The 13897-nt window shown below is 59.6% G+C and carries 13 protein-coding genes; 5 read left to right on the top strand and 8 right to left on the bottom strand.

The annotated features are described in order from the left end of the window. Positions 1-225 precede the first annotated feature (225 nt). Positions 226-468, top strand: a complete 243-nt coding sequence (locus ABIQ96_RS18060) for a hypothetical protein (protein WP_348216027.1) — start codon at positions 226-228, stop codon at positions 466-468. 105 nt (positions 469-573) lie between these two features. After that, a complete protein-coding gene (locus ABIQ96_RS18055) occupies positions 574-816 on the top strand; it encodes a hypothetical protein (protein WP_348216026.1) in 243 nt (80 codons plus the stop codon). Between the two features lie 141 nt (positions 817-957). Here ABIQ96_RS18055 and ABIQ96_RS18050 read toward each other — a convergent pair whose 3' ends face one another. The 7 genes from ABIQ96_RS18050 to ABIQ96_RS18020 form a co-directional block, all read right to left on the bottom strand. After that, positions 958-1410 (bottom strand): hypothetical protein, encoded by a 453-nt coding sequence (locus tag ABIQ96_RS18050; RefSeq protein ID WP_348216025.1) that lies wholly within the window; start codon positions 1408-1410, stop codon positions 958-960. Between the two features lie 310 nt (positions 1411-1720). Next, the gene (locus ABIQ96_RS18045) at positions 1721-2104 is read right to left on the bottom strand and encodes a hypothetical protein (RefSeq protein WP_348216024.1); all 384 of its coding nucleotides are present in this window, start codon (positions 2102-2104) and stop codon (positions 1721-1723) included. A 124-nt stretch (positions 2105-2228) separates the two neighbouring features. Then, on the bottom strand, positions 2229-2705 hold the full coding sequence (locus ABIQ96_RS18040; RefSeq protein ID WP_348216023.1) for a hypothetical protein: 477 nt from the start codon (positions 2703-2705) through the stop codon (positions 2229-2231). Between the two features lie 356 nt (positions 2706-3061). Beyond that, positions 3062-3349: a hypothetical protein gene (locus ABIQ96_RS18035; protein WP_348216022.1), complete on the bottom strand. Its 288-nt coding sequence runs from the start codon at positions 3347-3349 to the stop codon at positions 3062-3064. A 762-nt stretch (positions 3350-4111) separates the two neighbouring features. Next, entirely contained in the window at positions 4112-6859 is a 2748-nt protein-coding gene (gene fxsT, locus ABIQ96_RS18030) for an FxSxx-COOH system tetratricopeptide repeat protein (protein WP_348216021.1), read from the bottom strand. An 87-nt stretch (positions 6860-6946) separates the two neighbouring features. Continuing rightward, positions 6947-9799, bottom strand: coding sequence for an FxSxx-COOH system tetratricopeptide repeat protein (fxsT, locus tag ABIQ96_RS18025; RefSeq protein ID WP_348216020.1), 2853 nt, complete (start codon positions 9797-9799; stop codon positions 6947-6949). Further along, entirely contained in the window at positions 9789-9911 is a 123-nt protein-coding gene (locus tag ABIQ96_RS18020; protein ID WP_348216019.1) for a hypothetical protein, read from the bottom strand. Before ABIQ96_RS18020 ends, fxsT (ABIQ96_RS18025) begins: the two co-directional genes overlap by 11 nt. A gap of 129 nt (positions 9912-10040) precedes the next feature. On the opposite strand from ABIQ96_RS18020, the gene ABIQ96_RS18015 reads away from it, so the two are divergent. The 3 genes from ABIQ96_RS18015 (at position 10041) to ABIQ96_RS18005 (ending at position 13462) form a co-directional block, all read left to right on the top strand. Continuing rightward, positions 10041-11180, top strand: a complete 1140-nt coding sequence (locus ABIQ96_RS18015; RefSeq protein ID WP_348216018.1) for a hypothetical protein — start codon at positions 10041-10043, stop codon at positions 11178-11180. Between the two features lie 78 nt (positions 11181-11258). Beyond that, positions 11259-12908, top strand: a complete 1650-nt coding sequence (recN, locus tag ABIQ96_RS18010; protein ID WP_348216017.1) for a DNA repair protein RecN — start codon at positions 11259-11261, stop codon at positions 12906-12908. Then, positions 12905-13462: a RimK/LysX family protein gene (locus ABIQ96_RS18005; protein ID WP_348216016.1), complete on the top strand. Its 558-nt coding sequence runs from the start codon at positions 12905-12907 to the stop codon at positions 13460-13462. Before recN ends, ABIQ96_RS18005 begins: the two co-directional genes overlap by 4 nt. Here the strand turns inward: ABIQ96_RS18005 and ABIQ96_RS18000 are convergent. Continuing rightward, positions 13428-13895 (bottom strand): RES family NAD+ phosphorylase, encoded by a 468-nt coding sequence (locus tag ABIQ96_RS18000; RefSeq protein ID WP_348216015.1) that lies wholly within the window; start codon positions 13893-13895, stop codon positions 13428-13430. The genes ABIQ96_RS18005 and ABIQ96_RS18000 overlap by 35 nt on opposite strands. Positions 13896-13897: the final 2 nt, after the last annotated feature.

Genomic DNA, 13897 nt, shown 5'->3' with positions numbered 1-13897 from the left:
CGGAAGAAACCACGAAGCACACCAAGGCTTCACGAAAAAGAAAGCCACTTCCCCCGCCCTCTTCACTTCATGCCTCTTCGCGCCTTTCGTGGTTCTCTTGGAAGATTCTCCACAACTTCCGCCCCAGGCCGCTAACCGCCACCGCCTTCCACCCCTCATCTTTTCCATCGTCTCTTTTCCCAACTCTGCCAATCTCCCTTCCCGCGCCCACCGACGCCAGCCACCATGGAAACCCCAGACGAAGAAAAGAAAGGCCGCGCGGGCACCACTCTTTCAATCGTCGTGATCAGTCTGCTGCTCTACGTCCTGAGCGTGGGCCCCGCCGTCATAGTGGTTTCTAGAAATTCCTATTTGCTGCCCTATTACATGAAGATCTACGCCCCCATCAACTGGCTATGCAAACTCGCACCTTCCTTGAATGATCCGCTCTCAAACTACATGGACTGGTGGGTGGGTTCATCCCCCTAACACGTCCGCCGCCCGCAGACCGCTAACCGCCGCCCTTCATCTTTTCCGTCGCCTGGTCCCCGGACTCTGCCAACCTCCCATCCAGCCCCACCTACGCCAGCCACCATGGAAAACCCAGACGAAGAAAAGAAAGGCCGCGCGGGCCCCATCCTTTCGACCGTCGTGATCGGCCTACTGCTTTACGTCCTGAGCGTCGGCCCGGCCGCCATGATCAGTCCGTCCAATCCAGCGGTGAGCGACTGGCTCGACAGGATCTACGCGCCCGTCATCTCGCTTTACAATCACGCGCCCCCCTTGAGAAGACCGTTGGACAATTACACCCTCTGGTGGCGCAAGCTGCTCCACTAACACCTCCGCCACCCGTCACCGCCCTAAGGAGCGTGGCACTTCGGCCCATGCGCAGTGGAAATGAAGCGCCCAGCGTCCCGCCACTTTCTCACAGCCGCTTCACCGCATCGACCGCCAATCCCCTCACCGATCCGCCCGTTCTCACAGCCCCTGCTTCGGCCTGCGGTAAAACCACCTCCAGGACACGGGCAGGACGAGCATCACCGTGGCGATGAGCTGCAAGATCCCCTGCCCAACATAAAGAACCTTTCCCCACTCCGTTGGCAGCGCGGAAAACCGGCGCATCATCGAGGAAACAAAAACCAGAGACGAAGCGATACTAAACATCCACAACACATACGCCCACTTCTTCCCCCGATAGAGCCCGCGCATCCACAAATAGACAAATCCCACGATCAAAGCCAACCCAACCCCAAAGGCCCAGTTCAAGTTTCCCCCGCTTCCGTGAAACCGCAGATAGATCGAATTCAAGATTCCTGCGACAAACGAAACCATAACGCAGCCCACCGCCCGCCGGATAGGAACAGGGGGCACCTTATCCATCGCATCCGGCACCTCGGACTGCGTTGTGGGTGATTCGTAGGGATTCATCATCGGTTCGCCGGGACATCACATCCGCGGCTGCGAAAACTGCGGGGCACACCCCGCCCTTGGCAAACCCTTTGTGACTCCCGCCCGCCTCAGCGCCACCGTCTCCCAACCCTAAGGAGGGTGGGACTTCGGCCCACCCGATCCATGCGCAGCGGAAAAGAAGCGCACAGCGCCCTGTTACTTTCTCACCGCCCGCGTCACTTGAAAATACTCCCCACCTTCCACTTGATCCTCTGCCACTGATCCGGCGGTCTGCTGTTCAGCTTTTCCAACGCGCGAACGGTCCCTTCATCAGAAGACCGTCTATCCTTGATCAGACTCCGAAGAAGCCGCCTGGCACGCGAGCCTTCCATCGTGGTTCGGCTTCTTGCGTGGTTAGTTTCATCATCGCATCGGGATAGGCAGTCCAAGGATTCAAATCGTTGTAACGAAAGGTCATCCCGATCCGACGGTCGTTTCCATCGACAATACTAACATACACTTCGGGAGGATATCCACTTCCCCACGCCTCCACCACCTTCACCGGCAACAGCATCGACCTCAAAGGCTCCTCCTCCCACAAATCCAACGGACGTTCCGGCATCAACGTGTAAATCAGAAATCCTGCCAGCCAAACCGCCAAGGCCCACAGCAAATAGCGCTTCGCCTTCCTCTTCCCGCCAGATGCTGCGGGAGTTTCTGTCAGAGCCTCGGTCACACACCATCATTTCCCCCAAACCCACAGCAATGGCCATCTCCGAATCTCCATTCTCCGCCACACGTCCGGACGTCTCCTTGTTGGACCGGCATATCGCCTAACGGACGGGATGCGATCCCCGGTTCTATCCATCCTCATCCATTATCACCGGACCCGATGGATTTCGTCGGTAAAACCATCGCCACGACACGGGAAGAAAAAGCATGATCGTCGCGCCCACTTGGAACCCTATTTGCGTCAGGTAAATCCATGTTTGCCAAATGGGCGGAAAAACCAGCGACCTGATCGCCTTCATCAAGGCAGTCCCCAACACCATCCAGGCAAATAAAAAAAACAGCACATAGGCCCATTTCTTCCCGCGGTAAAGGCCCCGCAGCCACAGAAACATCAGCCCTGTGACCAAGACAGCCGACAAGCAGGATGAAAGAATTTCACCGCTATTCCCTAATATCTTTGGCACTCGTGAGAAGATCGACTTTACGAATCCAATCACAAATGCAACCGTCAGAAAGATCAGCGCCCATTTCACGGTCCTTGGCGGTGCGTCCGTCTTGATAGACGTCACATCCAATACATCTGCCGGTGATTGATAGGGATTCATAGTGGCTGGTCGGATGCGCACTTCCGCACTCCATGAAAACTGCGTGGCATCCCCCCACTTTGACCAGCCAAATAGCGCCTGTCGTCCCCGCCAACCTAAGCAAAAGCGGCATTCCCGCCACATCCGCGCTGTGGTGCGGGAAAAAATCCCTTTTTCCTCACACCGGCCTCGTCACCGCTCATTTGAAAACCTTCCCCATCTTCCACCGAAATCTACGCCATCTATCCGGTGGTCCCGAGGAAAGATATTTCAATGCCTTTGCACTCTCCTCACCCCGACTTCCGGTTTCCTTGAACAAACGCAGAATCATCGCCTTCGCCCGTGCGGGATTCTTCGTCCGCTTATAGCCGAAATTTTCAATTACCTGCGCAGCGGCTCATCGAGTCAGTCACCACGGCACCTACGACTAGCGCTTCGTCATCACGCGGTTCTCCTTCAAGAACACAATACCCCTCCACCGACTTCACAGGCAGCACCATCGACCTGAAAGGTTCTTCCTCCTTCGATAGATCCAACGGATCTTCCGGCATCAACCCGGAAATCACAAACACTGCCACACACGCCGCTACCGCCAACAGCAGCCAGCGCTTCGCCTTCCTTTTTCCGCCAGATGCCTTGGGAGTTTCTGTCAGAGGCTCGGTCACACGCCATCATTACCCCCGAACCCGGAGGAATAGCCACCTCCGAATCTCCAGCATCCCGTCACCTCAGCCCCGCTTTTGCGCCCTTCTTGCTCTTTTTTGCGGCTGAAACTCTTCCCCCGCCCTTCCCCCCTTTATCAGCCACTTTCCCGTCGCCACGAATCCCCCCGCGCCCGATCCATCCGGAGAAACCACGAAACCCACGAAGGATTCACGAAAAACAAAACCGCTCCCCCCCTCTTCACTTCGTGCCTCTTCGTGTATTTCGTGGTTCTCTTCCCATCACCACCCACCTTCGGAATCCGATAGACCATCGCCCTCCAACAGCCGAAAAAACCGAACCACGGATGAACGCGGATTTACAATCCGGTTAGAAAAACCACCGCGGGCGTGTGTGCGGGCAGAAGCGAGAGCCGCGGCAGGCTCAGATCGATTGCCGAGTCCTTGGCGCAGCCATGATTTCTGCTTTGCCCCGGAGGGGCTGCCAGAGGTTAGCCCGGGGTCGAGCGCGAGCGAACACCCCGGGTTCCAAACGCCAAATGCCCCGCACCCCGGCAGGGGTGCCGGAAAACGCCGCAAGCCCACCCCGTTCCCACCGCTCTGCGCCCCCTGCCGGGGGCGAATCGGTGGGAATCCGGTGACCCGGGGTATTCGGCCTGCGGCCTCGACCCCGGGCTAACTTCCAACATCCCTGCCGGGATGAAGAATGGGAGTGGCGGATATGATTTTTGAGAACCGGTTAGCGATCATTCCCTAGCCCCCATTTCACTCCCTCGCCGCCATCTCCGCGAGGATGATTTCCAGATTCCGTGAGACTGTGACCGTATGCGGATGCTCAGGCCCCAAGCTGTCGTGGAAGATCCGAACCGCATCCCGCATCAGCGGCTCCGCCTCCGCGAGGCGGTTTGTGGTATAGAACAACAGAGCCAAACTACTAAGGTCGCTAGCAACTCTTGGATGATCGCTCCCATAGATAGTCTGGTCGATGCGAAGAGCATCCCGCATTAGAGGTTCAGCCTCCACATAGCGACATGTATCGAGGAGCAACCGTGCCAAATTGTGTAACCGAATAGCCACATCCGGATGATCCATCCCGTAAGCGGCTCGGTCGATTTGGAGGGCGACTCGAAACAGCGGTTCCGCCTCCGCAAGACGGTTGGTAGCGTGGAGCAATCCCGCTAAATTGTTAAAATGTCGGGCGACAGCCGGATGAGCATCCCCGTAGGCCGCCCGGTCGATGGACAGTGCCTCTCGGAACAGCGGTTCTGCCTCCGCAAGGCGGTTAGCCGATTGGAGCAATCCCGCCAGACTATTGAGATGCCGAGCGACTTCTGGATGATTGTCCCCGTAGACTGCTCTGTTGATCCAAAGCGCAGTCCGAAACAGGGGTTCAGCCTCGGCCAAGCGATTGGCCGAATGCATCAATGTAGCTAAAGCGTTCAGATGTCGGGCGACGTTCGGATGATTATCCCCGTAATTCGATTGATCTATACGAAGGGCTTCCAATAGTAGAGGTTCAGCCTCCGCCATTCGGTTAGTAGATTCGAGCAATTTTGCCAGATTACTAAGATCAATGGCCACATTGGGATGGTCTCCCCCGTACATGGCACAGTCGATCGCCAAAGCTCGGCGACAGTATCCCTCAGCCTCGCGGTGAAGCCCTTTGCAGCTATAAAGGCAATCCAAATTTGAAAGGAGCCAAGTGAGCTGGTTGGGAGGGCGGGTGTCCAGCGAGTGCTCGCAGAGGGAAACGGCGTGGGGCTGGAGGGGATTCCACTTGGGCCAGCTCCGGACATCGTGAGGATCTCCCGGACGGGCGAAGTCGATGAGGGCGATTGCCGTTTCCAAGGCACCGAAGCGCTCGTCCTCCGGGGCATGGAGGCGGGTGATCTGCTGGACGAGGCGGTGGAGTTGGAAGACGGGCTCGGTGGTGGAGAGGGTGAGCAGGCTGTATTTCCCGGCGCGGATGACGGCGGCATCGGCATCGCGCAACATGGATTTCTGCTCCGGGGTAGCCTCTTCCGTGGGCTGGAGGAGGAAGCGCGGGATGGGCTCCGGGGAGAAGTGGGAGAAGACGAGGAGCCAGGCGCGGTCGGTCTCGCTGAGTTTCTCGAAGCTCTTCTTCCAAGTGATGAGGACGGGGCGCGGGGCGAGTTGGTCCGGGATGCCCGGGAGCTTGTCGGGGCCTTGGTAGTGGATGGCGAGGGTGTCTAACCAGCCGAGGAGATCCGCGGCTTCCTGCCGGTAGCTTGCGATGTAGTCGGAGAAGCTGCGCGTGCCTTCGTTGATGTAGCCGGCGGCCTGATGGATGGCGAGGGGCAGGCCATCGAGGAGATCGGCAAGTATGAGGGCCTGGGCGTCGTCCTCGGCGGGAACGTGCAGGCGGTGGGTGGTGAGTTCTATCAGGAGTTCGGCGGAGGCCTGCGGGGTGAGGACGGAGAGATCGAGGTTTTTCACCTGACTGGACCAGTTGTGAAGGCGGGAGGTGATGATGAGGTGGCCGGTGGTGAGCTGGCCGAGAAGTGACCGGAGGGCGTGGGCGGCGGGTTCGTCGTCCACATTGTCGATGATGAGGAGCCAGCCGCTGTGGCTGGCGAGCCAGCGGAGGGCGGCGTTCAGGCGAGATGGTTCGTCCGCAGGGAGCTTGTCCTTTTCCTCCAGATAGAGGATGCCGCAGAGACCGGCGAGGGAGGAATGGAGGTTCTTCGGGGTGTCGGCATTGGCGAAGAGGAGCGCGGTGTAGTGGCCTCGGTGGCGGTCCGCATAGGCGACGGCGGCGTGGGTTTTCCCGATGCCTCCGAGCCCGGTGATGCCGGTGGCGGCGGCCTTCTGGGTGATGGCGGCGGCGTTGTGTCCGGATTGCAGTGCCTGATGGAGGGTGTCCAGGAAGTCATCGCGGCCCAGAAAGATCTGGCGGATGTAGCCGCCGGGGAGATTGGAGGGCTGGAGAACTGCGGCGATGTTCTCGGTAGCGGGATTGAGACGGAAGTGCGCCATGAGGTCCGCCATGACCATCCGATAGAGGCTGGAATGGTCATCAAAGGGGGTCGCGTATCGGCCCATTTCCTTGAGTCTGTCGATGTGGGCGCGCTGGGGATGGTTGGGAGACTCGTAGGTGGAATCCGCATAGACGAAAAGCGGCATGCCGAGGTGGATGGCGATGTAGGCCTCCCACTGGGTGTAGGTGATGGTGGAGAAATCTCCGAGGGCGGCGCGCAATGCCGGATGGTTGGCCAGAAGTTTTCCCTCGCGGTCGGCGATGGCGAGGTATTGGGCGCGGATTTCCGGAGTGGGGATGCTTCCGGGCTTTTCACCGATCATGTGGACAGTGAGTCCGCAGGGCTCGATGAGCTGGGCCAGCTTGAGCAGGGTGTCGCTGGCGGTCTGCGGGAAGTCGTCCTGATGGGTGGTCTTGCACCCGCCGCGCCGCAGTGCCTTGTCGAAGTCCAGGCGGACTTGTTTAAAATCCCCCGTGGAGCCGGAGAGGAAAATGTGGGAGGGATCACGCGGCATGATAGAAATGAGTGACGGATTTCCCGGCGGGAGGCAAGCACGGGGTGGGACACGGCGATCGCGCGTGCGGTGGAAGGCGGGCGACTGTTAGCGCGAAGCGGCGATTTCCTCGATGAGCTTGTTCAAATTCCGCGATACGGTAAGTGTGCTGGGGTGGTCAGCGCCTAAACTCATGCGGAAGACCCGCAAGGCTTCCCGCATCGGCGGCTCCGCCTCGGAGAGGCGTTTGGCGGCCTTTAACAATTGAGCCAAATTGTTGAGGTCGCGACCGACAGCCTGGTGGTCAGGGCCAAAAGCCTTATCGTCGATGGCCAGTGCCTCCTTATACATCTCCATGGCTTCAATCAAATGTCCGTCGTCCTCAAGCAGGCCTGCCAGATTGTTGAGCTTGATGGCGATATCCGGGTGATTGTCGCCATACAGCTTTTTGCTGATTTCCAGAGCTTCCCGAAGAAGCTTAATCGCCTCATCGAGGCGCTTCATTTTTCCAAGCAGCAACGCCAGATTATTGAGGCGAATGGCAACATTGGGGTGATCGCTTTTGAAGTGCGTGCGATCAATCGCCAAGGCGTCCCGCATGGGCGTCTCGGCATCGGCATAGCGTTTCAATTCCTGGAAAATCCTCGCCAACGTGCCCTGGTTGTTGGCCACTTCCGGATGATGGCTACCCAAGGCCGAAATATTAATTTGCTTTGCCTCCTTGATGAGAGCCTTTGCTTTTTCAGGCTGTCCCGTCTCCAGATAAAATTGCCCCAGTCTGCCGATGGAAACGGCGAGTTCGGGGTCATTTTTGGGGAGACTCTCGCGGTGGTGCTGCACGACGCGCTGCAGCAGCTTTCTTGCCTTTGACAATTTGCCATCTGCCTGAAGCAACAGCGCGAGGTTGGTGAATTCGGCAGCGACGACTTTACCGTCCTTCTGCAAATTAGCCCGATAGATTTCCGATGCCTCTTTCGTGAATAGTTTGGCTCGATATGAATGGCCCGTTTCCTTGTAGAACCTTGCCAGGTCGGAATGGCGGGCGGCAACGTTCACATGCTCGGCGCCGTAGAGTGCCCGGTCCACAACCAAAGCGCGGCGGAAGCAGATCGCGGCGTCCCGATGCAGGGCTTTGGAATGAAAGAAGGATGCGATTTCCCCGAGCAACCATCCAAGATGCTCCACGCGATGATCACATCCCGCGTGGACGCAGAGGGAAATGGCGTGGGGCTGGAGTTGATTCCACTTGTCCCAGTTCCGCGCATCCCGAGCCCCCCCCGGAGATGACAACCGGATGAGCGAGATTGCCTTTCCAATCAAGGCAGGCCGTTCCGTAGGATCGGTTTGAAGTCGGCTGATCAGCTGGACGAGCCGATGGATCTTAAAAAACGGTTTTCTGGTGGAAAAAGTGATGAGGGAGTATTTCCCAGCCGTCGAGACGGCCTCCCAGGCTTGGTTGACTTGGACTGCCTGCTCAAGGGGAAGGCATGTCGGAGCCTCTACGAGAAAACGCGGAATGGGATCGGGAGCGAAATGGGAGAAGACAAGGAGCCAGAAACGATCCTGCTCGCTGAGTTTGTCGAAACTGGTTTTCCAAGTGATGAGAACGGGGCACGGGGCGAGCTTTTCAGGGCGCTCGTAAACGATGTGGAGATCGGAGAACCAGTTAAGGAGGTCTGCGGCTTCCTCCTGATAGCGGATGTGATAGGCGGCAAAGGTGAAATGTTGCTCGTTGATGAATCCTGCTGCCTGATGGATGGCAAGCGGAAGGCCGTCGAGAAGCTTGACAAGCTCTCGGGCCAGTGAATCGTCATGGTCAGTGGAGTGGCGGCTGTTTTCAGTGAGCTGGAGGAGGAGATCTGAGGAGGCGTCTTCAGAGAGTACATCCAGATCGAAAATTTTGAACTGATCCGTCCAGTCGTGAAGGCGGGAGGTGATGACGAGATGGCCGGCGGTGAGCTGGCCGAGGATTTCCCGCACGGCAAGGGCGACGGATTTGCCGTCCACGCTGTCGAGGATGAGGAGCCAGCCGGAATGGGTGGAGAGCCAGTCTAGCGCGGCACGGACACGGGCGGGTTCGTCCGGCGGGAGGCTGCCGTTTTGGTCGAGGTGGAGGACGCGACAGAGATTGGCGAGGGAGGAGTTGAGCTTTTCCGGGGTGTCGGCGCTGGCGAAGAGCAGCGCGGTGTAGTCGGCGCGGTGGCGGTTCGCGTATTCGACGGCGGCGTGGGTTTTCCCAATGCCGCCAAGCCCGGAGATGCCGGTGGCGGCAGAGCGCTGGGTGATGGCGGTGGCGTGTTTCCCGGCTTGGAGTGACTGATGGAGAGTTTCCAGAAACTGGTCGCGGCCAAGGAACAGGCGGCCGATGTAGCCGCCGGGGAGATTGGAGGGCTGGAGGACGTTGGCGATATTTGCGGTGGCGGCATTGAGACGGAAATGCGCCATGAGGTCGGCCATAACCATTCGATAGAGGATGGAATGATCATCGAAGGAAGTCGCATAGCGGCCCATTTCCTGAAGGCGGTCGAGGTGGGCGCGCTGCGGATGATGAGGAGAGGCGTAGCTGGCATCCGCATAGACAAGAAGCGGCATACCGAGGTGGATGGCGATGTAGGCTTCCCACTGGGTGTAGGTGATGGTGGAGAAATCGCCGAGGGCGGTGCGCAATATCGGTTGGTGGGCCAGAAGTTTTCCCTCGCGGTCGGCGATGGCGAGGTATTGGCCGAGAATTCCCGGAGTGGGGCTGCTTCCGGGCTTTTCACCGATCATGTGAACGGTGAGTCCGCAGGGGGCTATGAGCTGGGCGAGCTTGAGCAGGGTGTCGCTGGCGGTCTGGGGGAACTCGTCCTGATGGACAACATGGCATCCACCGCGTGAAAGCGCCGCGTCGAAGTCCAGACGGACTTGTTTAAAATCCCCGGTGGAGCCGGAGAGGAAAACGTGGGAGGGATCACGGGACATGATAGAAATACATGCCGATTTTTTCCCGAGGTGACAAGCGCGGGGTGTGGAAGGCATGGACGGGACGTCCATGCCCCTTATTTTCCGAGGCGGGTGGTGGGCTGGATTTCATGGGGCGGAGGACGTTGCTGGGTGCCAGCGGGTGGGATGGGATGGGTGAATTTCCCGAGGTGAAAAAGATTTTCTGAAAAGATGAATTCTGTTGGAAGGGCGGACGGGGATGCGATGTAGTGGGGAGCCTATGAAACTCATTGTTGATAGATGCGGGTGGTTTGCGCTGGGTGGTGCGGTAGGCGGGGCGTTGCTGGTTTCCGCAGGAGCGGCGCGGGGGGATTGGCCGGTGGTTGACAGGGATATCCAGGCGGATGTGATCGCGCTGGATGGGAAGGATTCCGTGGCGGAGGTGGTGCGGCAGGATATGGGAAACACGGCCGGGGTGGCGCAACCGATCCGGCCGGATCGTGGGATCGTGCCGGAGCTGGCGACGAAGGACCGGGGGTATGTGCTGTGCGGAGATCTTTTCAAAACAGGCGGTTTCTCCGTTCTCTACGAGCCGAAGATCGGAGACAAACCGGGTTTGCCGACTCTGGCGCTGGCGGAGTTTGGCAATGAAAACCAATGGGAGTTGCGCGGGCTGTGGAAGACGCAGATTGACTGGGTATCGGAGGACAAACGCTGCGCTGGAACGGGAGAATCTTATTTTCCGAAGGAGACTCCTCATCGCCCGTTCATCCTGGAAGATGTGGTGGGCGACGCTACGCCGGAAGTGATCCTGGCCGGCGCGGTGCTGAAGTATCATCAGCTGAGCTATTTGCTGAAATACGACGAGAAGACGCACGGGCTGGCGCTGCTGGCCCAGTCGATGGCGAAGCCGGTGAAGGTGGGCAAAAATGTGCGGCTCTACCAATGCTCGGGGAACAAGGCGACGTGGCAGGAATGGACGTTTCTCGGCTGGGAGGAGGACCAGCTGGTGGAGCGGGGAGCGTGGTATTCCGAGGTGCCGTATAATGACGAGGAGCCGCCGTTCGCGAAGGTGACGTTGCCGGGTAAGGACGGGAAGCGGGAGGAGTATCGGATCAACCGGGTGGCTGCCAACGGACCGGATGAGCGGCTGATCGAGGTGCTGAAGGATGGCAAGCCGTTCGCGAAGGTGCAGGTGACATGGGCGCACGGGAAAGGCGGGGAAGCCCCGGAGCTGATGGAGGACGCGTGGATTTTCGAAAGGCTGACGGGGTTGGCGCGCGAGTATTTCCCGGAAAGACACGCGCCGGAAGCGGCGGAAAAGCCGAAGCTGGATCGGCTGGAGGACAACGCGGCGGTGGATGTGGTGGAGGGCGCGGAAAACGAGGAGGTTCGGCGGCTTTTTTCCGAAAAGAAGTAGCGGGGATTTCACGCGGCGGAACTCGGCGGTTGATTCCTGCGGGAGGGATTCGCATCATGGGGGCGTTCACTGAAACGCATGCTCACCCTACTAAAAATCCGCAATCTGGCATTGGTCGATGAACTCGTGTGGGAGCTGGGCCCGGGGCTCATCGGGGTGACGGGTGAGACGGGTGCCGGGAAATCGGTGATCGTGGGGGCGCTGAAGCTGGTGCTGGGCGAACGGGCGGAGAAAAGCTTGATCCGGACGGGTGAGGAAACCTGCTCGGTGGAGGCTGTTTTCGAGCTGAAAGACGCGGCGGACGTGAATGCGGTGCTGGAAGATGGCGGGCTGGATCCGTGCGATGGCGAGCAGTTGATCATCCGCCGGGTGATCGGGCAGACGGCGAACCGGCAGTTCATCAATGACTCGCCGGTGACGCTGGCGCTGCTGAAGCGGCTGGGCGAACATCTGGTAGATTTACACGGACCGCACGACCACCAGTCGCTGCTGTCGGTGGAGCGGCAGCTTTCGATGTTAGACGCGTATGCGGGTGCGGAGAAATCGGTGTCCGGCTACCGCGAGTGCTACCGTGCGTGGCGCGAGAAGGCGGCGGAGCTGGAGGAGATCCGCCATGCGGAAAACGCGAGCGAGCAGGAGCTGGATTTGCTGCGCTATCAGCTCCAGGAGATCGACGGGGCGAACTTGAAGCCGGAGGATGAGCAGGATTTGGAGGATCGATGGCGCAGGGCGTCGAACGCGAGCCGGTTGGTGGAAGCCGCGGCGGCGGCGACGGCGGCGCTGAACGGCGAGGACGGGATTTTAGAACGGCTAACGGAGGTGCAACGGCTGGTGCGGGATTTGGAAAAGCTGGATCCGTCGATCCGCGAGCGGACGGCGTCGTTAGAAACGGCCTGTCTTGAGCTGCAGGATCTGGAGGGGAATCTAGCGGATTACGCGGACGAGCTCGACATCAACCCGGCGGAGGCGGCGACGCTGGAGGAGCGGGTGAATGTGATCGAGACGCTGAAGCGGAAATACGGGCCATCGCTCACGGACGTGTTGGCGCGGCGGGATGCGGCGGCGGCGCGGCTGGATACGATCGAGAACCGGGGCGAAAAGCTGGAGACGCTGGAGCGGGAGCTGGTGGCGTGCAGGGCTTCGTTAGACACGGCGGGAAAATCACTCGGGGCACTGCGCAAGAAGGCGGCGCCGAAGCTGGCGAAGGAGATTTCCTCGCAGCTCAAGGATCTCGGGTTCAAGCAATCGTCGTTCGAATCGCCGCTGAGGACCTTGGCGGAGCCGGGGCCGCAGGGGCTGGAGGCGGTGGAGTTCCAGTTCGGGCCGAATCCGGGCGAGCCGCTGCTGCCACTGCGGCAGATCGCGTCGTCGGGCGAAATCAGCCGGGTGATGCTGGCGGTGAAGTCGGCGCTGGCGGACCAGGACGCGACGCCGTTAATGGTTTTCGACGAGATCGACGCGAACGTGGGCGGCGAAGTGGCGAAGGCGGTCGGCCGCAAGATGGCGGCGTTGGGCACGCGGCATCAGGTGGTGGCAATCACGCACTTTCCGCAGGTGGCGGCGATGTCGGCGCACCATTTTGTCGTGGAGAAGGAGGTCACCGCCGGGAGGACGCGCTCGCGGCTTTACCCGGTGAGCGGCGAGACAAGAATCCAGGAGCTCGTTAGAATGTTGGGCGGCGGTGGAGAACAGGCCCGCGCCATGGCGGCATCGTTATTGAACCCGTGAAACCGATTTTCAAAGCCGTTTCCGAACCGGTCGAGTCCTCCTCCGGAGAGCTCGCCGCGTCGCTGGGCCTGCCCACGCACAACGCCGGGATGCCTCGGCTGGTCATCGGCCGGCGGGAGTGGATCGCGCTGCCGGAACTCGGCGTTTCCCCGCTGAACGCGAAGACCGACAGCGGCGCGCGGAGTTCCAGCATCCACGCGGAGAACGTTGTTCTATCAGAGGACGAGAAGACCGTGCGTTTCACGACGACGAATCACTACAACGAGGTGGTTTTCTGCGAGTCCCCTGTCGCGCGAACTGCGCGGGTGAAGAGCTCGTCAGGCAAGGCGAAGAAGCGGATCTTCATCGAGACGACGGCGGTGGTGGCGGGAGGATTCAGTTGGAAAATCCTGGTCAGTCTGGCCAACCGCTCGGAGATGTTGTGCCCGATGCTGCTGGGAAGGCGCGCGCTGTCGGGGTATTTCCTGATCGATCCGCAGGGCGCTCATTTGTTAGGAATGCGGCGGTCGTTGAATGAGTTCAGGGCGAAGCCGCCAAACGCGGATCAAAGCTGAATGGCTTGGGTTTACCGGGTTTCAAATCCCGCATGGCCGGATCCTTGGGATTGAGCAACAGCGATTTTTCCTCAGGGATCACGACACTCGGCAACAGCAAGGCGAGATTCCGGAAGTCACGCAGCCAACGGGTCCCGAAAACCTGCGCTTGTTGTGACGATGGCTGCAACCGCCAGTTTTCAGGAAGCTTCGACGACGGGACTTTGTCGATCAACGAATCGGGAACGTCCAATTCGATCACGATCCAATTCAGCCGAAGAGCCTCACGGGGGGCATGAACGAGGATTTCAAGTGCCGCAAGCGCCCGCGATTCCGCCAGATAGACCGCCGGGACGCCCGGCGAATTCCAACGTCCGCCGTAAAGGCGGGCTCCCTCGCCATCGAATGCGGAATCGGCCCAACTTTCCTGAACGATGCGGTAAAACAACGGCATGG

The sequence above is a fragment of the Luteolibacter sp. genome (assembly GCF_039920825.1).
Lineage (GTDB): Bacteria > Verrucomicrobiota > Verrucomicrobiia > Verrucomicrobiales > Akkermansiaceae > Luteolibacter.
This window is presented reverse-complemented; position numbering and strand designations above follow the sequence as displayed.